Raw genomic sequence first — 24,226 nt, forward strand, 5'->3', positions numbered from 1 at the left:
GAGATACATTTGTGATCGAAAATCTGCGTAACATCGCCATCATCGCCCACGTTGACCATGGTAAAACCACTCTGGTCGACAAACTCCTGCGTCAGTCGGGCACCCTGGAGCGTAACGAGCTCAATGACGAGCGCGTCATGGACTCCAACGACCAGGAGAAAGAGCGCGGTATTACCATTCTGGCGAAAAACACCGCCATCAACTGGAATGGCTACCACATCAACATCGTCGACACCCCCGGCCACGCCGACTTCGGTGGCGAAGTTGAGCGTGTAATGTCGATGGTCGACTCCGTGCTGCTGCTGGTCGACGCCCAAGACGGCCCTATGCCGCAAACTCGCTTCGTGACCAAAAAGGCATTCGAAGCTGGCCTCAAGCCAATCGTTGTAATCAACAAGGTTGACCGTCCGGGCGCGCGTCCTGATTGGGTTCTGGACCAGATCTTCGATCTGTTCGACAACCTCGGTGCTACCGACGAGCAGCTGGACTTCCAGGTCGTCTACGCCTCGGCCCTGAACGGCATTGCCGGTCTGGACCACACTGCCATGGCCGAAGACATGACCCCGCTGTACCAAGCGGTTGTCGACCACGTTCCACCACCTGCTGTTGACCGTGACGGCCCGTTCCAGATGCAGATCTCCGCTCTGGACTACAACAGCTTCCTCGGTGTTATCGGCGTTGGCCGTATCGCCCGTGGTCGCGTCAAGCCGAACACCCCGGTTGTTGCCATCGATACCGACGGCAAGAAGCGTAACGGCCGTATCCTGAAACTGATGGGTCACCACGGTCTGCACCGTGTCGACGTTGAAGAAGCTGCCGCCGGCGACATCGTCTGCATCAGCGGTTTCGACGAGCTGTTCATCTCCGACACCCTGTGCGACCCGCTGACCGTCGAGGCGATGAAGCCTCTGACCGTCGACGAGCCAACCGTTTCCATGACCTTCCAGGTCAACGACTCGCCATTCTGCGGTAAAGAAGGCAAGTTCGTGACCTCGCGTAACATCAAGGATCGTCTGGACAAAGAGCTGCTGTACAACGTTGCACTGCGCGTTGAAGAAGGCGACTCGGCAGACAAGTTCAAGGTTTCCGGCCGTGGTGAATTGCACCTGTCGGTACTGATCGAAACCATGCGTCGCGAAGGCTTCGAGCTGGCCCTGGGCCGTCCGGAAGTGATCATTCGTGAAGTCGACGGCGTCAAGCAAGAGCCGTTCGAAAACGTCACCATCGACATCCCAGAGGAAGCTCAGGGCAAGGTCATGGAAGAGATGGGCCTGCGTAAAGGCGACCTGAGCAACATGGTCCCGGATGGCAAAGGCCGTGTGCGTCTGGAATACAACATCCCTGCTCGTGGTCTGATCGGTTTCCGTAACCAGTTCCTGACCCTGACCAACGGTGCTGGCATTCTGACCTCGATCTTCGATCGCTACGCTCCAGTCAAGTCGGGCCACATGTCCGGCCGTCAGAACGGCGTACTGGTTTCGGTTGAAACCGGCAAGGCTCTGACCTACTCGCTGGAAACCCTGCAGGCGCGCGGCAAGCTGTTCGTCGAGCACGGTCAAGAGATCTACAACGGTCAGATCATCGGCCAGAACAGCCGCGACAACGACCTGGGTGTAAACCCAACCAAAGGCAAGAAGCTCGACAACATGCGTGCTTCGGGTAAAGACGAAACCATCGCTCTGGTTCCGCCAGTTCGCTTCACTCTGGAACAGGCTCTGGAATACATCCAGGAAGACGAGCTGTGCGAAGTCACGCCTAAGTCGATCCGTCTTCGCAAGAAGATCCTCGACGAAAGCGAGCGTACCCGCGCTGCCAAGAAAGCCAAGATCTGAGTCCAGATCTAGCTGAATGAAAACGCCCCCGGTCGAAAGGCCGGGGGCGTTTTTTTTGCAAGTTTCATAATTCGCTACGATGCACTGCTGAAGAATAGCGCTCGTCGTAGATGTGAGTTTCATAAAGCCATCAGCGACAATACCTCCCCCGCAGCCTATATTTCCCGCTGTGCAGCTCTCTTGTGCTGATTTAACTTCGGTCTTCGCTTGTTATGTTTGATAAGGAGATTGAACTATGTCGGTTGTCATTGCGGGTGAACGTATTTGTGTGATTGATGATGGAATAACGGACGAAGAGCATACCAAGATCTTGAAACTGCTGACCGGCTCGCTTTGGCGATATGGCTGGCCCTATCCCTATTCACCTCTTGATCGTCCCTGCTGGCACAGCTTTATTGCAGGTACTCGCAGAGACGAGCTTGAAGATTGTGAGCTAGAGCTGCGGGCTCGACCTGATTGGGCATTTCTCGCGGATATCTGGGCGCGGATCAAAGCGGTGCACCTACCCTCGGCAAAGCTATTAGGTGTCTACGCCAATGGCCAAACAAGTAGTCAGGACGGTCCTATCCACCACGACAATACAGTCGAGCTGCCCGGCAAAACGGTCATGCTGTTCTGCAGTGAGTATTGGGCTACATGTTGGGGAGGAGAGCTGGTCTTTTACGATACTGCCAAAGAAAATATTATGCTATCCGTGCAGCCCAAGCCGAAGAGAGTCGTAGTGTTCAATGGCGAGGTGCCGCATGGCGCGCGGGCGCCGGCAGCAAATTGCAACAGGCTGCGCATGAGCATCGCTTTCAAGACTCTGATCAGGGAGTAACGAACGATGTCGAAAAAATTCGAAATCATTCTGGGGTACGTCGATAAGCCCGTAGCGGTGGGCGGCGCAGCTGCCTCCCTTACGGATCAGTACAACACCGATAAGTCCGGGTTCTCCCTCGTCAACCAGACAGCACAAACCGGTGCTACAGTCGCGAGCGTGATCTCTATCGTAAAACTGACCGCGGGATTCACACCGTTTCTCAACATAAAAGCCAACACGCTTGCGGCGACGACGGTATTTCTAAAGATCACAGCTGAATACAAGACTAATCAAAAATTTGATAATGGAGATGTCCTGAGTCTTATTGGTGATGTTGCCGGGATTGTCGCAAGCATTACTTTGCTCGCCGGTGCAAGCGGTCCAGCACTTGTATTTACTGGCGTAGGTGTTACCGCAACTGCCGCGGGGATAGTCACCTCCGATGCGGTTAAAAATTTGTATCAATCTTTGATTTTGCCAGTTGTCGAAAAACATTTCGCCACAAATACGAATGCGGCATATCCAGATTATTGGGTGGCGCCGGATTTGGCACTTGTGTCGCTCGCGAAAATCAGCGCAAGCTATACGAGCCAAATTGCTGTCAGTCGCTGGGACCCTGACTCACATGAAGTAGGGCTGGGGCGTGACGATACCTATCCGTACGGAATAACCGCCGGCGGTGGGGGGTATTTCGAGCCCGGTGGAGACGGTGGCGTTATGATATTCCCGTTGCCGGAGTATCCAGGGTGGAGCATTGACATCGGACCCATTCAGGTCATCGCGCCTGGTGGGGGTGGTGCTGGGCTTGATAGATATCACTAAGGGCCGGCGGTGCCGATGTGCCCGGCTTGAGTAAGGGGGGGCATTTGTACTCATTTTCCGAGTTCTTGCGATTATTAAAAGTGTCTCCTCCCTTGAGGTCCGCGGGAGCGCTTTCGGCTTGTTTAGTTACCATGCTTGCGTGCATTGCACTTTTTGTCAGTCAGCGTGAAGTGTACGTTGCCCCTGATATGTCTAAGTTGACAGCCCTCGAGGGGAGAGTCTCTGGTTATCCGAGCAGTTGGGAAGTTGATCGTTCGTTGATGCACTTCAGTGTAGCGTACACGCTTGATGGGAAACGGGAGGGAAAACGTATTTATACGCCCCATAAGCTGTACAAAGCCTCTGGCCTTCGGATCAATTCCAAGGTGGTGCTCGTGGCAGAACGCGTAAATGGTGGGAGCGTAGTGCGTGAGCTGGCTACGTTGGACGGTCGAGTTCTCTTCAATGATCGACTCTATCGACAGGTTGTGGATATGAACAACGCCTCGATAGAAGCGGCAGTCGTCATGGGTAGTGTGGTTGCACTACTGCCTGCCATAGGTGTGATAGTCATGCTGGTGCGTCATCGGCGCCAGCGTGTCTCGCAGAGCACGTTCGAAACATAGCGCCTTCACAGTCGCTCTGCTGGGGGTGAGCACCGGCGTTGCAGGCTGCTTTATGTGTACCTGGACCACAGAAAAAATGCCCCCTGTCAAAAGGCCGAGGCGTTTTTGTCTGAGGATTTTGGGGTCGCGCAGCAGCTCCAGGATTTCAGCTTCGCGGCCGATATCGCCGGGCCAGCGCTGCTGGCCTTTCGCGACACAAGGCCGCTCCTACAATTGACCGCGCATGCCGATCGTACGCGGTGCGTGTAGGAGCGGCCTTGTGTCGCGAAAGGGCTGCGCAGCGGCCCCAGATTTCAGTTTAGCGCTGCTGGCTTTCCGACCGCTCCAGCGCCGCAGCGAGCCGCTCAGGAGGGCGGCTTAGGTGGGAGAGGCCGCGACGCAGCCCCGACCATCAGCGCCCGACCACCTTCGGTTTGTACGCGCAGAAGCCCGGCCGTGGGCCGACCTTGGGGTGGTTGCGGCAGGTATCGGGGCGCTTGTCATAAATGGTGCACAGGCGGCTCTTACGATCCAGATAGAGACAGTCATCGTTGCTCATTCGGGTCAAGGTGAAGATCCCCGACTTCTGATTGAAACGCTCGATGATGCCGTCCTTCTGCAGGCGCTTGGCAACGTTCTTGGCCGGCTCGTCCTTGTCGAAGTCGTCGACCACGCCGATACGGATCAGGTCTTTGATCTTCACTTCCACCGGCAGCGTGCAGCAGGTCGAATGGCAGCCCCCGCACATATGGCTGGAGTAGCGCTGCCAGGTATCGAGGCGGTCGACTTCAGCCGCGGCAATCAGGGTCGGTTTCATAGTTATAAGGAGCGAATCACGGTGGAGGGGCGCGCGATGATACCGGAGTTGTTCAAATTGTGAACAACCTTTCGCCCGATTATGCTTGTCGGCATGAAAACTGCGAACAACAACTGCCAGCCCCTGTCGAAGGGTCTAGTCTGAACACTCTCCTGCCTTCGCCCACTTGCCCGAGGATGTCACATGTCTCAGCAACCCAAAGCACGTGACGTCGAGGTCACCGAGTTCCGTGCCGCTGTATTGGCCAAGCTGACCTACGCGGTCGGCAAGGACCCGGAGCACGCCTTTGATCACGACTGGTTCGAAGCCATTGCCCTGGCTGCGCGCGACCATATGGTCGATCACTGGATGGACCACACCCGGCAGGCCTACCGACGTAGTCAGAAACGCGTCTACTACCTTTCCCTCGAGTTTTTGATCGGCCGGCTGCTGTACGACAGCCTGAGCAACCTCGGCTACCTGGAAATCGCCCGCGAGGCGCTGGATGGCCTCGGTGTCGACCTTGATCGTATTCGCCTGCTGGAGCCGGACGCCGCGCTCGGCAATGGTGGCCTTGGCCGGCTGGCGGCGTGCTTCATGGAAAGCATGTCGACCCTGGGCATTGCCGCCCATGGCTACGGTATCCGCTACGAGCACGGCTTGTTCCGCCAGGCCGTGGTCGATGGCTGGCAGCAGGAGCAAACCGAGAACTGGCTGGATTTCGGCAACCCGTGGGAGTTCGAGCGGGCCGAGGTGATCTATCCGATCAGCTTTGGTGGTGGCGTCGAAACCGTTACAGCTGCCGACGGCCAGCAACGGCAGATCTGGACCCCTGGCGAAACCGTGCGGGCGGTTGCCTACGATACGCCGGTAGTCGGCTGGCGCGGGTCCAGCGTCAACACCCTGCGCCTGTGGCGTGCACGCGCGCTGGAAGAGCTGCACCTGGAGCGCTTCAACGCCGGTGACCACCTGGGTGCAGTCGCCGAGGTGGCCCGCGCCGAGAGCATCTCGCGCGTGCTCTACCCAGCCGACAGCACCGAGGCGGGCCAGGAACTGCGCCTGCGCCAGGAGTACTTCTTTGTTTCCGCCTCGCTGCAAGACCTGCTGCGCCGGCACCTGAACATGCACAAGAGCTTGCTCAACCTGCCTGATGCGGCGGCGATCCAGCTCAACGACACCCACCCCTCGATTGCGGTGGCGGAGCTGATGCGCTTGCTGGTCGACCAGCATGAAATCCCATGGGACAAAGCCTGGGAAGTAACCGTCGGTACCCTGGCCTACACCAACCACACACTGTTGCCCGAAGCGCTGGAAACCTGGCCGGTGGCGCTGATGGAGCGCATGCTGCCGCGGCACATGCAGATCATCTATCTGATCAACGCCTACCATATCGATGCCCTGCGGGCCAAAGGCCAACACGATTTCGACGTGTTGCGCGCGGTGTCGTTGATCGAAGAAGACAACGGCCGTCGCGTGCGCATGGGCAACCTGGCGTTTCTTGGTTCGCATAGTGTCAACGGCGTGTCCGCGCTGCACAGCAAGCTGATGAAGAGCACGGTGTTCGCCGAGCTGCACAAGCTCTACCCGGATCGGATCAACAACAAGACCAACGGCGTCACCTTCCGCCGCTGGCTGCACCAGGCCAACCCGCAGCTGACTGCGATGCTGATCGAGGCCCTCGGGCGCGAGGTGCTGGATGACGCCGAGGTGCGCCTCAAGGACCTTGAGCCGTTCGCCGAGCAACCGGCGTTTCGCAAGCAGTTCGCTGCGCAGCGGCTGCACAGCAAGCGTGCCTTGGCGAGCATCATCCAGGACCGCGTCGGCGTGACGGTCAACCCCGAAGCGATGTTCGACGTACAGGTCAAGCGCATCCACGAGTACAAGCGCCAGCTGCTCAACCTGCTGCACACGGTGGCGCTGTATCAGGCAATTCGCGCCGAACCGAGCACCGACTGGGTGCCGCGGGTGAAGATCTTCGCCGGCAAGGCGGCCGCCAGCTATCACCAGGCCAAGCTGATCATCAAGCTGTCCAACGACATCGCCCGGGTGGTCAACAACGATCCGACCGTGCGCGGGCTGCTCAAGGTGGTATTCCTGCCCAACTACAACGTCAGCCTGGCCGAGAGCATCATCCCGGCGGCGGACTTGTCCGAGCAGATTTCCACCGCCGGCTACGAAGCGTCTGGCACCAGCAACATGAAGTTCGGCCTCAACGGCGCGCTGACCATCGGCACCCTGGACGGCGCCAACGTCGAGATGTGCGAGCAGGTCGGTGCAGAGAACATGTTCATCTTTGGGCTGACGGCGCAGCAGGTCGAGGCGCGCAAGCGCGCGGGTGACTTTGGTGCCAGTGCAGCGGTGGCCGAGTCGCACCGCCTCAGCGATGTGCTGCACGCCATTCGCAGCGGGGTGTTCTCGCCGGATGACCCGTCGCGCTATACCCAGTTGATCGACTCGCTGCTCGACCATGACCGCTTCCTGGTCTGCGCCGATTTCGACGCCTACTGGGACGCCCAGCGCAAGGTCGATGAGCTGTGGCATCAGCCGGAACAATGGTGGCGGATGGCGGTGCTCAATACCTCGCGGATGGGCTGGTTCTCATCGGACCGGACCATACGCGAGTACGCCACCGAGATCTGGAAAGCGTTGGATTGAGCTGACCATCGCAGGGCACCTGGCCGACCGCCGGCCGGTGCCGTGCTGAACTAGACTCCGGTTCGACCGTCTGATCGGCCAGGCGAGTGTGTTTGCTAGCTAGCCTTTACGCCAAACCATCGGCATTACTGTAAACTGCGAGGGTTTTTCACCCTCTTTCCCTTTCGGAGCCATACATGTCCCGCGTTACCCTGAGTCGCTATCTGATTGAGCAGACCCGCAGCAACAATACTCCTGCCGATCTGCGCTTCCTGATCGAGGTGGTGGCGCGCGCGTGCAAGGAAATCAGCCACCACGTGTCCAAAGGCGCCCTCGGCGGCGTGCTGGGCAGCATGGGTACCGAAAACGTACAGGGCGAAGTGCAGAAAAAGCTCGACGTGATCTCCAACGACATTCTGCTCGAAGCCAACGAGTGGGGTGGTCACCTGGCCGGCATGGCGTCCGAAGAAATGGACAACGCCTACCAGATCCCGGGTAAATACCCGAAGGGTGCCTACCTGCTGGTGTTCGACCCACTGGACGGCTCGTCGAACATCGATGTCAACGTTTCGGTCGGCACCATCTTCTCGGTTCTGCGCTGCCCGCAGGAATACCTGAGCCAGAACGAAACCCTCAACGAAAACGCCTTCCTCCAGCCTGGCACCGAGCAGGTCGCCGCCGGTTACGCGATCTATGGCCCGCAGACCATGCTGATCCTGACCCTGGGCAACGGCGTCAAAGGCTTCACCCTGGACCGCGAGCTGGGCAGCTTTGTCCTCACTCACGAGAACATCCAGGTGCCGGAGACCACTGCCGAGTTCGCTATCAACATGTCCAACCAGCGTCACTGGGAAGCGCCGATCCAGCGCTACGTCGGCGAGCTGCTGGCCGGTGAAACCGGGCCGTTGAAAAAGAACTACAACATGCGCTGGATCGCCTCGATGGTGGCTGATGTGCACCGCATCCTCACCCGTGGCGGTCTGTTCATGTACCCACGCGATTCGCGTGAGCCGAGCAAGCCAGGCAAGCTGCGCCTGATGTACGAGGCCAACCCGATGTCGTTCATCATCGAACAGGCCGGCGGCGCTGCCACCAACGGTGAGCAACGCATCCTCGACATCCAGCCGGACAGCCTGCACCAGCGCGTTTCGGTAATTCTCGGCTCGAAGCAAGAGGTCGAGCGCGTTACGGCCTACCACAAGGAATAAATCATGCTCGCACCTTGGCAGCCGTTGCTGGAGTGGTGGTTCGGTCCGGGCAAGAGCCCGCAGGCCGTGGCTGACGAGAAGAGCACGCTGTGGTTCGGCAAGCACCATGATGACGAGGCGCGCGAGCGTTTCGGCGCGCTGTGCGAGCAGGCCCTGGCGGGTGGTCTCGAAGACTGGCAGCAAAGCCCGCAGGGCTGGCTTGGCCTGATCCTGCTGCTCGATCAACTGCCGCGCATGATCTACCGCGACACGCCGCGCGCCTTTGAAGGTGACCGGCGCGCGCAGGTGGTGGCCATGCAGGGTTTGCAGCATGACTGGGATTACCAGTTGCTGCCGATCCAGCGGGTGTTCGTGCTGTTGGTGCTGGAACACGCCGAGGTGCTCGACTGGCAGCACCTTAGTGTCGAGCGCTATCGGCAGTTGCTGGACGAGCAACCGGAGGCCAACCGCCGCCTGTTCGAAGGCTTCCTTGACTACGCCGAGCAGCATCAGCGCGTGATCGAGCGCTTTGGCCGGTTCCCGCAGCGCAATCTGCTGCTGGACCGTCCGAGCACCGATGAAGAGATGGATTTCCTGCTCGAGCCGGGTTCACGGTTCTGATGCAGCGCTGAGCGGCTGCCCCATCTGCGTAGGCGAATGGGGCAGCACCCGGCTCAGATTCTGAAACTGCCAACCAACTGTTGCAACCGTTCGACCTGGTGTTCCAGGTCGTTGCAGGCACGCAAGGTGCTCTGCAGGTTGTGCACGCCTTCCTGATTCAGCGTATTGATCTCGCTGATGTCGAGATTGATCGACTCGACCACCGCCGTCTGCTCTTCGGTGGCGGTGGCAACCGACTGGTTCATGCCGTCGATCTCGCCGATGCGCTGGGTCACGCTGCCCAGGCGTTCACCGGCCTGGTTGGCAATCCCCACGCTGTGCTCGCTCTGCTGCTGGCTCTGGTTCATGGTGCTGACCGCCATCTGCGCCCCGGCCTGCAGCTCTTCGATCAAACGCTGTACCTGCTGCGCTGATTCCTGAGTGCGGTGGGCCAGACTGCGCACCTCATCGGCAACCACGGCAAAACCACGCCCGGCCTCGCCCGCGCGGGCGGCTTCGATGGCAGCGTTCAGCGCGAGCAGGTTGGTTTGCTGCGAAATGCCGGTGATCACATCGAGGATCTGGCCGATGTTGCTGGTGTGCGAATTGAGTGTCTGGATGTTCTCGCACGAGTCACTGATGCGCGCCGACAGCTGATGCATGGTGCTGATGGTTTGCCCGACCACCTGCTGGCCTTCTTCGGCCAGACCGCGCGCTGCGGTCGAATGCTGCGAGGCGAGCGCGGCGTTCTGGGCGATTTCATGGGCGGCGGCACCGAGCTGATTGATTGCAGCGGCAACGCTGCTGGTGCGGCTCGACTGCTGATCGGCGTTGTTGATCGAGGCGTTGGAGGCAGTCACCACCTGGCCGGCCACGGCATTCACCTGGCCGGTCGCCGAGGCCACTTCGCGGATCGACTGGTGGATACGCTCGACAAAGCGGTTGAACGACTGGGCAAGGCTGCCGAATTCGTCCTGAGCATGGATGGTCAGGCGCCGGGTCAGATCGCCCTCACCCTCGGCAATGTCGCGCATGGCGCGGCCCATGGCGTGCAGCGGCTGCATCAGCACGCGAATCAGCAGGCCGAGCAGGGCAATGATGGCGATGATCGCGATCAGCGTCGCCACGGCTGCCGACGTGCGCAGCTCGCCGAGCATGGCGAAGGCGGCATCCTGGTCGAGCACCAGCGCGACATACCAGTCGACCGACGAGATGCCGTCGACGTGGGTGAAGTTGATGAACTGCTTGCGCCCGTCGAACTCGACTTCCTTCAGCCCGCTGCTGATCTGCGGCGTGTCGCCAGGGAACAGATCGGCGAGGGTTTTCAGGGCCAGCTCAGGCTTGGGGTGGATCATGATCTTGCCTTCGCCGTTGACGATGAAGGCGTGGCCATTGCCATCGAAGTCCAGCGCGTTGATCAGCTTGCTGATGGTCTGCAGGTCGGTGTCGACGCCACTCACGCCGAGCAGGCGACCGCCCTGTTGCACCGGCGTGGCCAGGGTGATCACCAGCTTGCCAGCCGAGGCGGAAATGTACGGCTCGGTGACGATAGTCTGGTTGGCAGCAGTTGCCGCCTTGTACCAGCCACGCTGGCGCGGGTCGTAGTCGGCGGCGCGGTTGCCGGCGGGTACCGATTGCATGCTGCCGTCCTGGCCGCCGAAGTAGCTCAGCTGGAAGTTGTTGGCATACACCGGCAGTGCCAGGGCACGGTCCAGGCTCGGCTTGCCGGGGCCATCGACGGCCACTTGCTGGGCCAGGCTGTCGAGCACCTGCACGCGGCTGTCGAGCCAGTTGCGGATGTTGCCTGCAGTCAGGCTGCCCAGGTCCTGCAGCGACGTCTGCGTGTCGCTGCGCAGCGACTGGCGTTGCCGGTAGTCGTTGAAAAGTACGAAGCAGGTGAAGGCGACCGCGACTACGAGGGCTGCGGCCAGCAGGATCTTGTGGCTGAACTTGAGATTTTTGGTCATGGCTGAGTCTGCGCGAATGCACGTCGAAGGGCAGGGGGTAGGGCAGGCTGCTGCTCCACTGCTCGTTGTGTCGACTTGTGCGGGTAAAACATGAGTCGTTGGCCGGTCAGACGACCAACGGCCGGCATTTAAGCGCTGCGGTCAGGGAACCACGGAGGCTTTTTGCTCTCCAAGGTCTCCACAGGCGCCTCGCCTGATGTCCGTGTCCAGGAGTGTCCCTTCATGTCGTTGCGTTCCCTCGCCCTGTTGTCGTTGTGCGTCGTGCTGACTGCGTGCAGCAAGATCAACCAGGAAAATTACTCCAAACTCAGCGCCGGCATGAACCGCGCGGCGGTCGAACAACTGCTGGGTACACCTACCGAGTGCTCGGGCGCGCTGGGCATGAGCAGTTGCACCTGGGGTGACCAGAACAGCTTCATCAGTGTGCAGTATGCAGCGGACAAAGTATTGATGTACTCCGGGCAGGGCCTTAAATGAGGCACGTGAGTCTGCTGCTTGGGCTATGCCTGAGCCTGTTGCTGGGCGGCTGCGCCACGGGTAGCCATGACCCGTTGGCGCCGAAGACGGCAGGCGCCGTTGACCTCAAGCGCTATCAGGGCAAATGGTTCGAGCTGGCCCGCCTGCCGATGTACTTCCAGCGCGACTGCGCGCAATCCGAGGCGCATTACAACGCCCGGCCTGATGGCAGCATCGGCGTGCTCAACCGTTGCCGCATGCTCGACGGCCAGTGGATCCGCGCCGAAGGCAGCGCCACGCCGCAGGAGGCCGGGCATACCGACAAGCTCTGGGTCGAGTTCGACAATTGGTTCACCCGCCTGGCGCCTGGTGTGGCCAAGGGCGAGTACTGGGTGTTGTACGTCGACTCGCGTTATCAGACCGCATTGGTCGGCAGCCCGGACCGCAAGTACCTGTGGATCCTGTCGCGTACGCCGAGCCTGCCGGCCTGGGAGCGCGAGAGCCTGCTGGCCAAGGCGCGTCAGCAAGGCTACGACACCAATCGCCTGATCTGGCGCGTAGCCGACCGCGATATCGCCGCCGCACACTGAGCCCTCAGCCAAGCAACTGGCCGAGCACCTCGGCAAACGCTCGGTTGCTCTCGGCTTCCTGAGCATGGCGGCCCTGGCGCACCACCCACGCGCCGTTGACCATCACGTCGCGGATCTGGCGGTCGCCGCCGGCAAACAGCCAGCGGTTGAGGATGGCGTCGCCTTCGGCAGTAGCGATGTACGGGTCCTCACCGTCGAGCACCAGCCAGTCCGCGCGCTTGCCCACCGTCAACTCGCCGATCGGCTGCCCCAGGGCTTGCGCGCCACCGCTGAGCGCTGCGTCATAAAGGGTGCGGCCAACCATTGGCTGGTCGCTGCGATAGAGCCGATTGCGGCGCTGATCACGCAGTCGCTGGCCGTATTCGAGCCAGCGCAGTTCCTCGACCACGCTGAGTGACACGTGGCTGTCCGATCCAATCCCCATGCGCCCGCCCCGTGCCAGGTAGTCGACCGCGGGGAAGATGCCGTCGCCCAGGTTGGCCTCGGTGGTCAGGCACAAACCAGCTACCGCGCCGCTTTCGGCCATCGCTGCGACCTCGTCCGGCGCCGCGTGGGTGGCATGTACCAGACACCAGCGGCGGTCGACCTCGACGTTTTCATATAGCCATTGCAGCGGACGACGCCCGCTCCAGGCCAGGCAGTCGTCGACTTCCTTTTGCTGCTCAGCGATGTGAATGTGTACCGGGCAGTCCTGCTCGCCGCTGGCCAGCACCGTGGCAATCTGCTCGGGAGTGACCGCGCGCAGCGAGTGGAAGCACAAGCCCAGGCGCTGCGCCGGTTGTGCCGCCAGCACTGGTTTGAGCTGTTCGTGCAGGCGCAGGTATTGCTCGCTGCTATTGATAAAGCGGCGTTGGCCCTCGCTGGCGGGCTGGCCGCCGAATCCTGCGTGGCTGTACAGCACTGGCAACAACGTCAGGCCAATCCCGGCGGCGCTGGCGGCGGCACTGATGCACCGTGACAGCTCGGCGGGATCGGCATAGCGCTGGCCATCGCGATCGTGGTGCACGTAATGGAACTCGGCGACCGAGGTATAGCCGGCCTTGAGCATCTCGATGTACAGCTGGCGGGCGATGACCTGCAGTTGTTCCGGGCTGATCTGGCCAACCATGCGGTACATCAGCTCGCGCCAGGTCCAGAAACTGTCGTTGGGGTTGCCGGCCACTTCTGCCAGGCCTGCCATGGCGCGCTGGAAGGCGTGCGAATGAAGGTTGGGCATGCCCGGCAGCAGCGGCCCGGCCAGGCGCTCGGCGCCGTCTGCCGAAGCATCGACCTGCAGGCTGGCAAGCTGGCCTTGGGCGTCGACCTCTAGACGGACGTTGCGCGCCCAACCGCTGGGGAGCAGCGCGCGCTCGGCAAAGTACACGGACATGTAAGCATCTTCCTGTTCTTGTTAGCTTGTATATACATATACAGGCGTTTGCCTGCCCGGTAAACTGCGGCAAGCTACTGCTCACTCAAACCGCACAAGGATCAAAGCCGTGCCGACACCTCCTGTCTCCGCGCTGGTTGCCCAGATGGGCGAAGGGCCGGCGCCGCTGTATGCCCGGGTCAAACAGATGATCGTCCAGCAGATCGAAAACGGCAGCTGGCCGCCGCATCACCGGGTGCCGTCCGAGAGCGAGCTGGTCAACCAGCTGGGTTTCAGCCGCATGACCATCAACCGCGCCCTGCGCGAGCTGACTGCTGACGGGTTGCTGGTGCGCATGCAGGGGGTCGGCACGTTCGTCGCCGAGCCCAAGAGCCGTTCCGCGCTGTTCGAGGTCAACAACATTGCCGACGAGATCGCCGGCCGTGGCCATCAGCATAGTTGCCAGGTGATCGTGCTCGGCGAAGAGGCCGCAGGTTCCGAGCGCGCCCTGGCGCTGGATATGCGCGAAGGCCAGCGGGTATTCCACTCGTTGATCGTGCATTACGAAAACGGCGTGCCGGTGCAGATCGAGGATCGCTACGTCAACGCCGCGATTGCCCCGGACTACCTCAAGCAGGACTTTACCCGGCAGACACCCTATGCCTACCTGTCGCAGGTGGCGCCACTGACTGAAGGCGAGCACGTGGTCGAGGCGATTCTGGCCGAGCCGGACGAGTGTCGCCTGCTGCAGATCGATGCCGGCGAGCCATGCCTGCTGATCCGCCGCCGCACCTGGTCGGGTCGCCAGCCGGTCACCGCCGCACGCCTGATTCACCCCGGTTCCCGCCATCGCCTGGAAGGACGCTTCAGCAAATGAGCCAGATGCAGTTGCTACACGCGGCGGATTACCCGCGCATGCCATGGAAGAACGGCGGCGGGTTTACCGAAGAGATCGCCCGCGATGCTGGCGATGGCCTGGATGGATTTGGCTGGCGCCTGTCGATTGCCGATATCGAAGAGTCGGGCGGCTTTTCCAGCTTTGCCGGGTACCAGCGGATCATCAGTGTGCTGCAGGGGGATGGCATGCGTCTGGTGGTCGACGGCCAGCTCAGCCGGCCGTTGCTGGCGTTCGATGCGTTTGCCTTCGGCGGCGAGAGCCAGGTTCAGTGCAAGCTGCTGGGCGGGATGATCCGCGACTTCAACCTGATCTACGCGCCGCAGCGCTATCGGGCGCGGTTGCAGTGGTTCGATGGCACCAGCCGCCTGTATAGCTCGGCGTCGACGCTGTTGCTGTTTGCCGCTGGTAGCCAGGTTGAAGTGCAGATGGCCGGGCGCGAGCTGCAGCGGCTGGGGTTGTATGACTGTTTGCGCCTGGAGGGCAACGACGGGTTGCTGGAGTTGGACGTGCAGGGGCGGTTTTGCCTGATTGAATTGATCACGGTTTGAGATTGCCGGGGCGCCGGACCGGTCGGAAAGGGGTGCGTAGCGCCCCCGGCTATCTAACGGCGAGCTCCGAATAATTTGGTTGTCCATGCTTGTACATACAAGTAAAGGTGTGTTTGTATATTACTCATCGACACCCCGCCGTCGGATGACCGCAAAGGACCTCTCCCGTGACTGACAACAACAAATACCGTGACGTAGAAATCCGTGCCCCACGTGGCAACAAGCTGACCGCCAAAAGCTGGCTGACCGAAGCGCCGCTGCGCATGCTGATGAACAACCTCGACCCACAAGTGGCCGAGAACCCCAAGGAGCTGGTGGTGTACGGCGGCATCGGCCGTGCTGCGCGCAACTGGGAGAGCTACGACAAGATCGTCGAGACCCTGACCCGCCTGGAAGACGACGAGACCCTGCTGGTCCAGTCGGGCAAGCCGGTGGGCGTGTTCAAGACCCACAGCAACGCCCCGCGCGTGCTGATCGCCAACTCCAACCTGGTGCCGCACTGGGCCAACTGGGAACACTTCAACGAACTGGATGCCAAGGGCCTGGCCATGTACGGCCAGATGACCGCAGGCAGCTGGATCTACATCGGCAGCCAGGGCATCGTCCAGGGCACCTATGAAACCTTCGTCGAGGCCGGCCGCCAGCATTACAACGGCAGCCTCAAAGGCAAGTGGGTGCTCACTGCAGGCCTTGGCGGCATGGGTGGCGCACAGCCGCTGGCCGCAACCCTGGCCGGTGCCTGCTCGCTGAACATCGAGTGCCAGCAGAGCCGCATCGACTTCCGCCTGAGCAGCCGTTATGTCGACGAACAGGCCAGCGACCTCGATGACGCCCTGGCGCGTATCGCCAAATACACCCAGGAGGGCAAGGCGATCTCGATTGCCCTGCTCGGCAACGCTGCCGAACTCCTGCCTGAGCTGGTCAAGCGTGGCGTGCGCCCGGACATGGTTACCGACCAGACCAGCGCCCACGACCCGCTCAACGGCTACCTGCCTGCTGGCTGGAGCTGGGAGCAGTACCGCGACCGTGCGCAGACCGACCCGGCGGCAGTGGTCAAGGCCGCCAAGCAGTCGATGGCGGTGCACGTCAAAGCCATGCTCGACTTCCAACAGCAAGGCGTGCCGACCTTCGACTACGGCAACAACATTCGCCAGATGGCCATGGAGGAGGGCGTCAGCAATGCCTTCGACTTCCCAGGCTTCGTCCCGGCCTATATCCGCCCGCTGTTCTGCCGCGGGGTCGGCCCGTTCCGCTGGGTGGCGCTTTCGGGTGACGCCGAGGACATCTACAAGACCGATGCCAAGGTCAAAGAGCTGATCGCCGACGATGCCCATCTGCACCGTTGGCTGGACATGGCCCGTGAGCGCATCAGCTTCCAGGGTCTGCCGGCGCGGATCTGCTGGGTTGGCCTGGGCCAGCGTGCCAAGCTCGGCCTGGCCTTCAACGAGATGGTCCGCAGCGGTGAGTTGTCGGCACCGATCGTGATCGGCCGCGACCACCTCGACTCTGGTTCGGTGTCCAGCCCCAACCGCGAAACCGAATCGATGCAGGATGGCTCCGACGCCGTGTCCGACTGGCCGCTGCTCAACGCCTTGCTCAACACCGCGAGCGGCGCGACCTGGGTGTCGCTGCACCACGGCGGCGGCGTTGGCATGGGCTTCTCGCAGCACTCGGGTATGGTCATCGTCTGTGATGGCAGCGATGAAGCTGCCGAGCGTATTGCTCGCGTCTTGACCAACGACCCGGGCACCGGCGTCATGCGCCACGCCGATGCGGGCTACCAGATCGCCGTTGACTGCGCCAACCAGCAGGGCCTCGATCTGCCGATGATCAACGGCTGATCAGCCGCCGCCGACAACGCCGATACTGAATAACAAGAAGGGGCCTGCGGGCCCCGCCAATGGAGTAGCGAAGTGACCGAACTGACCCTCAAGCCCGGTACCCTGACCCTGGCCCAGCTGCGCGCCATTCATGCCGCACCCGTCAAGCTGCGCCTGGATGACAGCGCGGGCCCGGCGATCGATGCCAGCGTCGCTTGTGTCGAGCAGATTCTCGCCGAAGACCGCACCGCCTACGGCATCAACACCGGTTTCGGCCTGCTGGCCTCGACCCGCATCGCCCGTGAAGACCTCGAGAACCTGCAGCGTTCACTGGTGTTGTCGCACGCCGCAGGCATCGGCGCGCCGCTGGACGACGCTTTGGTGCGGCTGATCATGGTGCTCAAGATCAACAGCCTCAGCCGTGGTTTCTCCGGCATTCGGCGCAAGGTCATCGATGCGCTGATCAGCCTGGTCAACGCCGAAGTCTATCCGCACATTCCGCTGAAAGGCTCGGTCGGCGCCTCCGGCGACCTCGCGCCGCTGGCGCACATGTCACTGGTGCTGCTCGGCGAGGGCAAGGCTCGTTACAAGGGGCAGTGGCTGGAAGCTAACGAAGCACTGGCTGTGGCCGGCCTCGAACCGCTGACCCTGGCCGCCAAAGAGGGCCTGGCCTTGCTCAACGGCACCCAGGCGTCTACCGCTTATGCCCTGCGCGGCTTGTTCCACGCTGAAGACCTGTTTGCCGCCGCGATCACCTGCGGCGGCCTGACCGTCGAAGCCGCGCTGGGCTCGCGCTCGCCGTTCGATGCACGCATCCATGAAGTGCGCGGCCAGCGCGGCCAGATTGACGCCGCGGCCTGCTACCGTGACCTGCTCGGTGACTCGACCGAAGTGTCGCGCTCCCACGAAAACTGCGGCAAGGTCCAGGACCCGTACTCGCTGCGTTGCCAGCCACAGGTGATGGGCGCTTGCCTGACCCAGTTGCGTCAGGCCGCGGAAGTGCTGGCGATCGAATCCAACGCTGTCTCCGACAACCCGCTGGTGTTCGCCGCCGAAGGTGATGTGATTTCCGGCGGCAACTTCCACGCCGAGCCGGTGGCCATGGCCGCTGACAACCTGGCCCTGGCGATTGCCGAGATCGGTTCGCTGAGCGAGCGTCGCATTTCACTGATGATGGACAAGCACATGTCCCAGCTGCCGCCGTTCCTCGTCGAAAACGGTGGGGTCAACTCCGGGTTCATGATCGCCCAGGTCACCGCCGCAGCATTGGCCAGTGAGAACAAGGCGCTGTCGCACCCACACAGCGTCGACAGCCTGCCGACCTCGGCCAACCAGGAAGACCACGTGTCGATGGCGCCGGCAGCAGGCAAGCGCCTGTGGGAAATGGCCGAGAACACGCGTGGCGTGCTTGCCATCGAATGGCTCGGTGCCTGCCAGGGCCTGGACCTGCGCAAGGGCCTGAAAACCTCGGCCAAGCTGGAGCAGGCGCGCCGCGCCCTGCGTGCCAAGGTTGCCCACTACGAGCGTGACCGGTTCTTCTCGCCGGATATTGAAATGGCCAGCGCGCTGCTGGCCGAAGGCACGCTGACCGGGTTGTTGCCGGCTGGAGTATTGCCAAGCCTGTGAAAAGCTGGGGGCCTGCTGCGCAGGCCTTCGCGGGTGAACCCGCTCCCACAGGTTACAGCGGCGCTGCAAATCCTGTGGGAGCGGGTTCACCCGCGAAGGGCCGCAAAGCGGCCCCAACGCGCTAATCCGTCCATAAAAATAAAAGGGACGCAGCATGCAACAATCTCAAGGTCTAAAACGCGGGCTGACGTCCCGCCACATCCGTTTCATGGCGCTCGGCTCGGCGATCGGCACCGGGCTGTTCTATGGCTCTGCCTCAGCCATCCAGATGGCCGGCCCAGCGGTACTGCTGGCCTACCTGATCGGTGGCGCCGCCGTGTTCATGGTCATGCGCGCGCTCGGCGAAATGGCCGTGCACAACCCGGTCGCCGGCTCCTTTGGCCAATACGCCAGTACCTACCTGGGGCCGATGTCCGGCTTTGTGCTGGGCTGGACCTACGCCTTCGAGATGATCATTGTCTGTATCGCCGACGTGACCGCCTTCGGTATCTACATGGGCTTCTGGTTCCCTGAAGTGGCACGTTGGATCTGGGTGCTGGGCATCGTCTTCCTGATCGGCGGGCTCAACCTGTGCAACGTCAAAGTGTTCGGCGAGATGGAGTTCTGGCTGTCGCTGCTCAAGGTCGGGGCGATTGTCGCGATGATCCTCGCCGGGCTTGGCATCATGGCCTTCGGCATGGGCCAGGTCGGTAGTGGCTCGGCGGTCGGCGTGAGCAACCTGTTCGAGCATGGCGGCTTCATGCCCAACGGCATTGCCGGGGTGATCGCCTCGTTTGCCGTGGTGATGTTCGCTTTTGGCGGTATCGAAATCATCGGTATCACTGCTGGCGAAGCGAAAGACCCGCAGCGGGTCATCCCCAAGGCCATCAACGCCGTGCCGCTGCGTATCCTGCTGTTCTACGTGCTGACTCTGTTTGTGCTGATGAGCCTGTACCCATGGCCGCAGATCGGCAGCCAAGGCAGCCCGTTCGTGCAGATATTCAGCAACCTTGGCATCGGTTCGGCTGCTGCTGTGCTTAACGTAGTGGTGATTTCTGCGGCAGTGTCGGCGATCAACAGCGACATCTTCGGTGCCGGGCGCATGATGTACGGCCTGGCCCAGCAGGGCCATGCCCCGCGTGGCTTCGCCCAGCTGTCCAAACACGGTGTGCCGTGGCTGACGGTGGTAGTGATGGGCGCGGCGCTGCTGATCGGCGTGGTGCTCAACTATCTGATCCCGGAGAACGTGTTCCTGCTGATCGCCTCGATCGCCACTTTCGCCACGGTCTGGGTCTGGCTGATGATCCTGCTCACTCAAGTGGCGATGCGCCGCAGCATGAGCCGTGAGGAAGCAGCCAAACTGAAGTTCCCGGTACCTTTCTGGCCCTATGGGCCGGCCCTGGCGATTGCCTTCATGGTGTTCATCTTTGGTGTGCTCGGCTACTTCCCGGATACTCAGGCAGCGTTGCTGGTCGGGGTGGTGTGGGTGGTGTTTCTGGTCGCGTCCTACCTGCTCTGGTGCAAGCCGCGTGCAGGTCAGGGTCAGTTGGCCGAGCAGCAGGCCGAGCTGCACCGCTAGTAACGGAGGAAGTGTATGGCAACGTTATGGCAGCACTGCCATGTGGCAAGCATGGTCGGCGGCAGCTATTCGATCATCGAGGATGCGGCGATCATCACCCGCGCCGGTCTGATCGAATGGATCGGCCCACGCGCCGAGCTGGCGCCACAGGCCGACCTGGAGACGGTCGATCTGGGCGGTGCCTGGGTCACCCCGGGGCTGATCGACTGCCACACCCATGCGGTGTTTGGCGGTAACCGCAGTGGCGAGTTCGAGCAGCGTTTGCAGGGTGTCAGCTATGCCGAGATTGCCGCCCAGGGCGGCGGCATTGCCAGCACCGTGCGCGCCACTCGCGCGGCCAGCGAAGAGCAGCTGCTGGCCAGCGCCCGGCAGCGGGTCGAAGCGTTGATGCGCGATGGGGTGACCACCCTTGAGATCAAGTCAGGCTACGGCCTGGACCTGGTCAACGAACGCAAGATGTTGCGCGTCGCTCGGCGTCTGGGCGAAGCGCTGCCGCTGACCGTGCGCAGCACCTGCCTGGCTGCCCATGCGCTGCCGCCGGAATATGCCGGGCGCGCCGATGACTACATCCAGCATATCTGCGACGAGCTGCTGCCAGCGTTGGCCGGCGAAGGCCTGGTCGATGCGGTCGATGCCTTCTGCGAACACCTGGCGTTCTCGCCGGCGCAGGTCGAGCGGGTGTTCATCAAGGCCCGCGAACTGGGCTTGCCGGTCAAGCTGCATGCCGAGCAGTTGTCATCGCTGCACGGCTCCAGCCTGGCTGCCCGTTATCAGGCGCTGTCGGCCGATCACCTGGAGTTCATGACCGAAGACGACGCCATTGCCATGGCCGCGGCGGGCACCGTCGCGGTGCTGCTGCCGGGCGCGTTCTACTTCCTGCGCGAAACCCAGCTGCCACCGATGGACGCGCTGCGTCGGCACGGGGTGAAGATCGCCCTGGCCAGCGACCTCAACCCTGGCACCTCGCCTGCCCTGTCGCTACGGCTGATGCTCAACATGGGCTGCACGCTGTTCCGCATGACCCCTGAAGAGGCGTTGGCCGGGGTTACCGCGCATGCCGCCACGGCACTGGGCCTGGGCAGCACTCACGGCACGCTGGAAGCCGGCAAGGTCGCCGACTTTGTCGCCTGGCAGATCGATCGCCCGGCCGACCTCGCGTACTGGCTGGGCGGCGACTTGCCCAAGCGGGTAGTGCGCGGCGGTGTGCAATCAACTTTTTGAGCGAGGCCTCATGGACAACGTATTGAGCTTTCACCAAGGCCGCCTGCCGCTGCTGATCAGCATGCCCCACGCCGGCCTCGGTTTGACCGCCGCCGTGCGCGACGGCCTGGTCGAACAGGCGCGCAGCTTGCCCGATACCGACTGGCATATCCCACGGCTGTATGACTTCGCCCGTGAACTGGGTGCCAGCGTGGTCGCCGCGGAGTACTCGCGGTTCGTCATCGACCTCAATCGGCCAGAAGATGACCAGCCGTTGTATGCCGGGGCCACCACCGGGCTGTTTCCGGCCACCCTGTTCGACGGCGAGCCGCTGTTCGTTGCCGGCCTTGCGCCGTCTGCGGCGCAGCGGGCGGAGTATCTCGAGCAGATCTGGCGCCCCTACCACGACACCCTGCGCGGGGAACTGGCGCGTCTGCGTGAAGAGTTCGGCTATGCACTGCTGTGGGATGCACATTCGATCCGTTCGTACATCCCGCACCTGTTCGACGGCAAACTTCCTGACTTCAACTTCGGCACCTTCAATGGCGCCAGTTGCGACGCGGCACTGGCCGAGCAACTGCAGCGCACCTGCGCCCAGGCGCCGGGCTACAGCCATGTGCTCAATGGACGCTTCAAGGGCGGGCATATCACTCGACACTACGGTGCACCGGACCAACACGTGCATGCCGTGCAGCTGGAGCTGGCGCAAAGCACCTACATGAACGAAACCGAGCCGTTCGCCTATCGTGAAGACCTGGCCCAGCCTACTCAGGCAGTGCTGCGCCAGTTGCTCGAAGTGATGCTTGCCTGGGGGCAGGCGCGGTACGCGCGCTAGACGCGCACGGCGCAGGGCTGTGCAGTTGCTCGAGACCAGGCAGGCGCAGGTTTCACTCGGGCGCGGGCGCCTGGTAAGCCTGCACTCCAGCGGCGGCAAAAGCGCTGTCCAGCGCCTGCGTCGCGCCGCAGGTATTTCAGATTGCCGTGCTGGTCGTGCACGCTGATGACGATGTTGTAGCCCTGCGCTACGGCGGCTTGCTGGGCCGCATCGGCCATCAGCATGGCGCTGCGCAGCTCCAGGCGCGGGTCGTCGGAAGCAGCGAACGCAGCAGGCGCGAGCAACGCCAGCAGGGCGACATGCAGGATTTTCTTAGGGTGTTTCCGGTTGTTGAAAGAGTGGGTCGCTATCCTAAAGGCGGTAGCACTGCGCAGGTGGCGCAGACTGTTAGCGTGTGTTGCCGATGCGCCCTGACATGATTCGGGTTTATGATGGCGGCAGCCGAAGAATAGCCCTTCATGGAGTGCGCAATGCAGACCCTGTACCCGCAGATCAAACCTTACGCCCGTCACGATCTGGCCGTGCAAGCGCCGCATGTGCTGTATGTCGACGAGAGCGGTTCGCCAGAAGGTCTGCCGGTGGTGTTCATCCACGGTGGTCCGGGTGCCGGCTGCGACGCGCAGAGCCGCTGCTATTTCGACCCGAACCTGTACCGCATCATTACCTTCGATCAGCGCGGCTGTGGCCGCTCCACCCCGCACGCCAGCCTGGAAAACAACACCACCTGGGACCTGGTCGAGGACATGGAGCGTATTCGCGAGCACCTGGGCATCGACAAATGGGTGCTGTTCGGCGGCTCGTGGGGCTCGACCTTGGCCCTGGCCTACGCACAGAAGCACCCCGAGCGCGTGCACGGGCTGATCCTGCGCGGCATCTTTCTCGCCCGCGCCCAGGAGATCCGCTGGTTCTACCAGGAAGGCGCCAGCCGGCTGTTCCCTGACTACTGGCAGGACTACATCGCACCGATCCCGCACGACGAGCGTGGCGATCTGGTCACGGCCTTCCACAAGCGCCTGACCGGCAACGATCAGATCGCGCAGATGCACGCCGCCAAGGCCTGGTCGACCTGGGAAGGCCGCACCGCCACCCTGCGGCCCAATCCGCTGGTGGTCGATCGCTTCTCCGAGCCGCAGCGTGCACTGTCGATTGCCCGTATCGAATGCCACTATTTCACCAACGATGCCTTCCTCGAACCCGATCAGCTGATCCGCGACATGCCCCGCATCGCCCACCTGCCGGCGGTTATCGTGCATGGCCGCTATGATGTGATCTGCCCGCTGGACAACGCCTGGGAGCTGCACCAGGCCTGGCCCAACAGCGAGCTGAAAGTGATCCGCGACGCCGGCCACGCCGCGTCCGAGCCGGGTATCACCGACGCGCTGGTGCGCGCCGCCGACCAGATGGCCCGGCGCTTGCTGGACCTGCCGTTGGAAGAAGCGTGAAGGCCCTGCTGCAGCGCGTGCAGAACGCCCGCGTCGAAGTTGCCGGCGAAGTGGTCGGTGCGGTCGAGCAGGGCTTGCTGGTATTGGTGGCGGTCGAGCCTGCAGATACGCGCGAGCATGCCGACAAACTGTTGCACAAGCTGCTTAACTACCGGGTGTTCAGTGATGCCGATGGCAAGATGAACCTGTCGCTCAAGGACATTGGCGGCGGCTTGCTGCTGGTGTCGCAGTTCACCCTGGCGGCCGATACCCGCAGTGGCATGCGCCCGGGCTTCTCGACCGCCGCGCCACCTGCACTTGGCGCTGAATTGTTCGAGTATCTGATGGGGCAGGCGCGGGCGTCACACGACGATGTAGCCAGTGGCCGTTTTGGCGCCGATATGCAGGTCCATCTGGTCAATGATGGCCCCGTAACATTTATGTTACAAATCTGAAGCGAAATAACCGCTTGTTTGTACAAAACAAGAGGGTTTTGACGATAAATAGTTGTTGCCGCCTGATGCGTTGTCACGCGGCCTGCTAGATAATCGCGCGGCTGTAGGGGCCTGCGTTCGCAGGTTCGTTGTACCAAGACTTGAGGACTGTCTGGAGCCGTTTGGGGAATCATTGAGCCCTTACGGGGTCCGAACAGTGCTCGCCAACCCGGCATTTGTAGCTGGCCGTTGGTTTCATGATCTGTTT

Annotated in this window: 21 protein-coding genes and 1 pseudogene; 17 read left to right on the forward strand and 5 right to left on the reverse strand. The window is 62.0% G+C overall.

Translation table 11 applies throughout. The features are described from left to right. Positions 1-11: 11 nt before the first annotated feature. From typA to K3F44_RS21495, 3 genes are all read left to right on the forward strand, one after another. On the forward strand, positions 12-1,832 hold the full coding sequence (gene typA, locus K3F44_RS21485) for a translational GTPase TypA (RefSeq protein ID WP_101315624.1): 1,821 nt from the start codon (positions 12-14) through the stop codon (positions 1,830-1,832). Between the two features lie 235 nt (positions 1,833-2,067). Continuing rightward, the gene (locus K3F44_RS21490; RefSeq protein WP_150571216.1) at positions 2,068-2,652 is read left to right on the forward strand and encodes a 2OG-Fe(II) oxygenase; all 585 of its coding nucleotides are present in this window, start codon (positions 2,068-2,070) and stop codon (positions 2,650-2,652) included. Positions 2,653-2,658: 6 nt separating this feature from the next. Continuing rightward, the gene (locus K3F44_RS21495; RefSeq protein ID WP_220632928.1) at positions 2,659-3,456 is read left to right on the forward strand and encodes a hypothetical protein; all 798 of its coding nucleotides are present in this window, start codon (positions 2,659-2,661) and stop codon (positions 3,454-3,456) included. Between the two features lie 996 nt (positions 3,457-4,452). Here the strand turns inward: K3F44_RS21495 and K3F44_RS21500 are convergent. Continuing rightward, the gene (locus K3F44_RS21500; protein ID WP_101315626.1) at positions 4,453-4,857 is read right to left on the reverse strand and encodes a YkgJ family cysteine cluster protein; all 405 of its coding nucleotides are present in this window, start codon (positions 4,855-4,857) and stop codon (positions 4,453-4,455) included. Positions 4,858-5,040: 183 nt separating this feature from the next. On the opposite strand from K3F44_RS21500, the gene K3F44_RS21505 reads away from it, so the two are divergent. From K3F44_RS21505 to K3F44_RS21515, 3 genes are all read left to right on the forward strand, one after another. Beyond that, positions 5,041-7,491, forward strand: a complete 2,451-nt coding sequence (locus tag K3F44_RS21505; protein WP_188035175.1) for a glycogen/starch/alpha-glucan phosphorylase — start codon at positions 5,041-5,043, stop codon at positions 7,489-7,491. Positions 7,492-7,667: 176 nt separating this feature from the next. Further along, complete coding sequence (locus K3F44_RS21510; RefSeq protein ID WP_101315630.1) at positions 7,668-8,678, forward strand: class 1 fructose-bisphosphatase; 1,011 nt, start codon at positions 7,668-7,670, stop codon at positions 8,676-8,678. A 3-nt stretch (positions 8,679-8,681) separates the two neighbouring features. Further along, entirely contained in the window at positions 8,682-9,278 is a 597-nt protein-coding gene (locus K3F44_RS21515; protein WP_101315633.1) for a DUF924 family protein, read from the forward strand. A 53-nt stretch (positions 9,279-9,331) separates the two neighbouring features. Here the strand turns inward: K3F44_RS21515 and K3F44_RS25175 are convergent, their stop codons facing one another. Both K3F44_RS25175 and K3F44_RS25180 read right to left on the reverse strand, forming a co-directional pair. Next, positions 9,332-10,162 carry a methyl-accepting chemotaxis protein gene (locus K3F44_RS25175; protein ID WP_371918905.1) on the reverse strand — a complete coding sequence of 277 codons (831 nt, stop codon included), beginning with the start codon at positions 10,160-10,162 and terminating at the stop codon, positions 9,332-9,334. Positions 10,163-10,186: 24 nt separating this feature from the next. After that, positions 10,187-11,224, reverse strand: a pseudogene (locus K3F44_RS25180) (cache domain-containing protein); the annotation flags it as partial. A gap of 222 nt (positions 11,225-11,446) precedes the next feature. Between K3F44_RS25180 and bamE the strand changes: the two are divergent. Together bamE and K3F44_RS21530 are read left to right on the forward strand one after the other, a co-directional pair. Next, positions 11,447-11,701 carry an outer membrane protein assembly factor BamE gene (gene bamE, locus K3F44_RS21525; RefSeq protein ID WP_101315637.1) on the forward strand — a complete coding sequence of 85 codons (255 nt, stop codon included), beginning with the start codon at positions 11,447-11,449 and terminating at the stop codon, positions 11,699-11,701. Then, positions 11,698-12,270 (forward strand): lipocalin family protein, encoded by a 573-nt coding sequence (locus K3F44_RS21530; RefSeq protein ID WP_150572667.1) that lies wholly within the window; start codon positions 11,698-11,700, stop codon positions 12,268-12,270. Before bamE ends, K3F44_RS21530 begins: the two co-directional genes overlap by 4 nt. 4 nt (positions 12,271-12,274) lie before the next feature. Here K3F44_RS21530 and K3F44_RS21535 read toward each other — a convergent pair whose 3' ends face one another. After that, positions 12,275-13,639 (reverse strand): formimidoylglutamate deiminase, encoded by a 1,365-nt coding sequence (locus tag K3F44_RS21535; protein WP_181088389.1) that lies wholly within the window; start codon positions 13,637-13,639, stop codon positions 12,275-12,277. Between the two features lie 145 nt (positions 13,640-13,784). Between K3F44_RS21535 and hutC the strand changes: the two genes are divergently transcribed. The 7 genes from hutC to hutG all read left to right on the forward strand — a co-directional run bounded on the left by hutC (position 13,785) and on the right by hutG (position 22,103). Continuing rightward, entirely contained in the window at positions 13,785-14,495 is a 711-nt protein-coding gene (hutC, locus tag K3F44_RS21540; RefSeq protein WP_178080811.1) for a histidine utilization repressor, read from the forward strand. After that, positions 14,492-15,064 (forward strand): HutD family protein, encoded by a 573-nt coding sequence (locus K3F44_RS21545; RefSeq protein ID WP_150572665.1) that lies wholly within the window; start codon positions 14,492-14,494, stop codon positions 15,062-15,064. The genes hutC and K3F44_RS21545 overlap by 4 nt, the downstream gene beginning before the upstream one ends. Before the next feature lie 167 nt (positions 15,065-15,231). Then, on the forward strand, positions 15,232-16,905 hold the full coding sequence (gene hutU, locus K3F44_RS21550) for a urocanate hydratase (protein WP_220632930.1): 1,674 nt from the start codon (positions 15,232-15,234) through the stop codon (positions 16,903-16,905). Positions 16,906-16,977: 72 nt separating this feature from the next. Next, positions 16,978-18,510 carry a histidine ammonia-lyase gene (gene hutH, locus K3F44_RS21555; protein WP_101315650.1) on the forward strand — a complete coding sequence of 511 codons (1,533 nt, stop codon included), beginning with the start codon at positions 16,978-16,980 and terminating at the stop codon, positions 18,508-18,510. Between the two features lie 154 nt (positions 18,511-18,664). After that, complete coding sequence (locus K3F44_RS21560; RefSeq protein WP_188035177.1) at positions 18,665-20,068, forward strand: amino acid permease; 1,404 nt, start codon at positions 18,665-18,667, stop codon at positions 20,066-20,068. 15 nt (positions 20,069-20,083) lie between these two features. Further along, a complete protein-coding gene (gene hutI, locus K3F44_RS21565) occupies positions 20,084-21,289 on the forward strand; it encodes an imidazolonepropionase (protein ID WP_220632931.1) in 1,206 nt (401 codons plus the stop codon). A gap of 10 nt (positions 21,290-21,299) precedes the next feature. Then, entirely contained in the window at positions 21,300-22,103 is an 804-nt protein-coding gene (hutG, locus tag K3F44_RS21570; protein ID WP_150571207.1) for an N-formylglutamate deformylase, read from the forward strand. Here the strand turns inward: hutG and K3F44_RS21575 are convergent. Continuing rightward, positions 22,100-22,387, reverse strand: a complete 288-nt coding sequence (locus tag K3F44_RS21575; RefSeq protein ID WP_150571206.1) for a hypothetical protein — start codon at positions 22,385-22,387, stop codon at positions 22,100-22,102. The genes hutG and K3F44_RS21575 overlap by 4 nt on opposite strands. A 186-nt stretch (positions 22,388-22,573) precedes the next feature. On the opposite strand from K3F44_RS21575, the gene pip reads away from it, so the two are divergent. Together pip and dtd are read left to right on the forward strand one after the other, a co-directional pair. Then, a complete protein-coding gene (gene pip / locus K3F44_RS21580) occupies positions 22,574-23,545 on the forward strand; it encodes a prolyl aminopeptidase (protein WP_101315661.1) in 972 nt (323 codons plus the stop codon). Beyond that, positions 23,542-23,979, forward strand: coding sequence for a D-aminoacyl-tRNA deacylase (gene dtd, locus K3F44_RS21585; protein WP_101315663.1), 438 nt, complete (start codon positions 23,542-23,544; stop codon positions 23,977-23,979). The genes pip and dtd overlap by 4 nt, the downstream gene beginning before the upstream one ends. Positions 23,980-24,226: the final 247 nt, after the last annotated feature.

Source organism: Pseudomonas sp. S07E 245, from assembly GCF_019599025.1.
GTDB lineage: Bacteria > Pseudomonadota > Gammaproteobacteria > Pseudomonadales > Pseudomonadaceae > Aquipseudomonas > Aquipseudomonas shirazensis.

Coding starts and splice junctions, on each gene's coding strand:
- K3F44_RS21510 (WP_101315630.1), top strand. CDS start 7,668: ATGTCCCGCGTTACCCTGAGTCGCTATCTGATTGAGCAGACCCGCAGC.
- K3F44_RS21530 (WP_150572667.1), top strand. CDS start 11,698: ATGAGGCACGTGAGTCTGCTGCTTGGGCTATGCCTGAGCCTGTTGCTG.
- K3F44_RS21490 (WP_150571216.1), top strand. CDS start 2,068: ATGTCGGTTGTCATTGCGGGTGAACGTATTTGTGTGATTGATGATGGA.
- K3F44_RS21545 (WP_150572665.1), top strand. CDS start 14,492: ATGAGCCAGATGCAGTTGCTACACGCGGCGGATTACCCGCGCATGCCA.
- K3F44_RS21515 (WP_101315633.1), top strand. CDS start 8,682: ATGCTCGCACCTTGGCAGCCGTTGCTGGAGTGGTGGTTCGGTCCGGGC.
- bamE (WP_101315637.1), top strand. CDS start 11,447: ATGTCGTTGCGTTCCCTCGCCCTGTTGTCGTTGTGCGTCGTGCTGACT.
- K3F44_RS21535 (WP_181088389.1), bottom strand. CDS start 13,639: ATGTCCGTGTACTTTGCCGAGCGCGCGCTGCTCCCCAGCGGTTGGGCG.
- hutI (WP_220632931.1), top strand. CDS start 20,084: ATGGCAACGTTATGGCAGCACTGCCATGTGGCAAGCATGGTCGGCGGC.
- K3F44_RS21500 (WP_101315626.1), bottom strand. CDS start 4,857: ATGAAACCGACCCTGATTGCCGCGGCTGAAGTCGACCGCCTCGATACC.
- K3F44_RS21495 (WP_220632928.1), top strand. CDS start 2,659: ATGTCGAAAAAATTCGAAATCATTCTGGGGTACGTCGATAAGCCCGTA.
- pip (WP_101315661.1), top strand. CDS start 22,574: ATGCAGACCCTGTACCCGCAGATCAAACCTTACGCCCGTCACGATCTG.
- K3F44_RS21560 (WP_188035177.1), top strand. CDS start 18,665: ATGCAACAATCTCAAGGTCTAAAACGCGGGCTGACGTCCCGCCACATC.
- hutG (WP_150571207.1), top strand. CDS start 21,300: ATGGACAACGTATTGAGCTTTCACCAAGGCCGCCTGCCGCTGCTGATC.
- K3F44_RS21505 (WP_188035175.1), top strand. CDS start 5,041: ATGTCTCAGCAACCCAAAGCACGTGACGTCGAGGTCACCGAGTTCCGT.
- hutC (WP_178080811.1), top strand. CDS start 13,785: ATGGGCGAAGGGCCGGCGCCGCTGTATGCCCGGGTCAAACAGATGATC.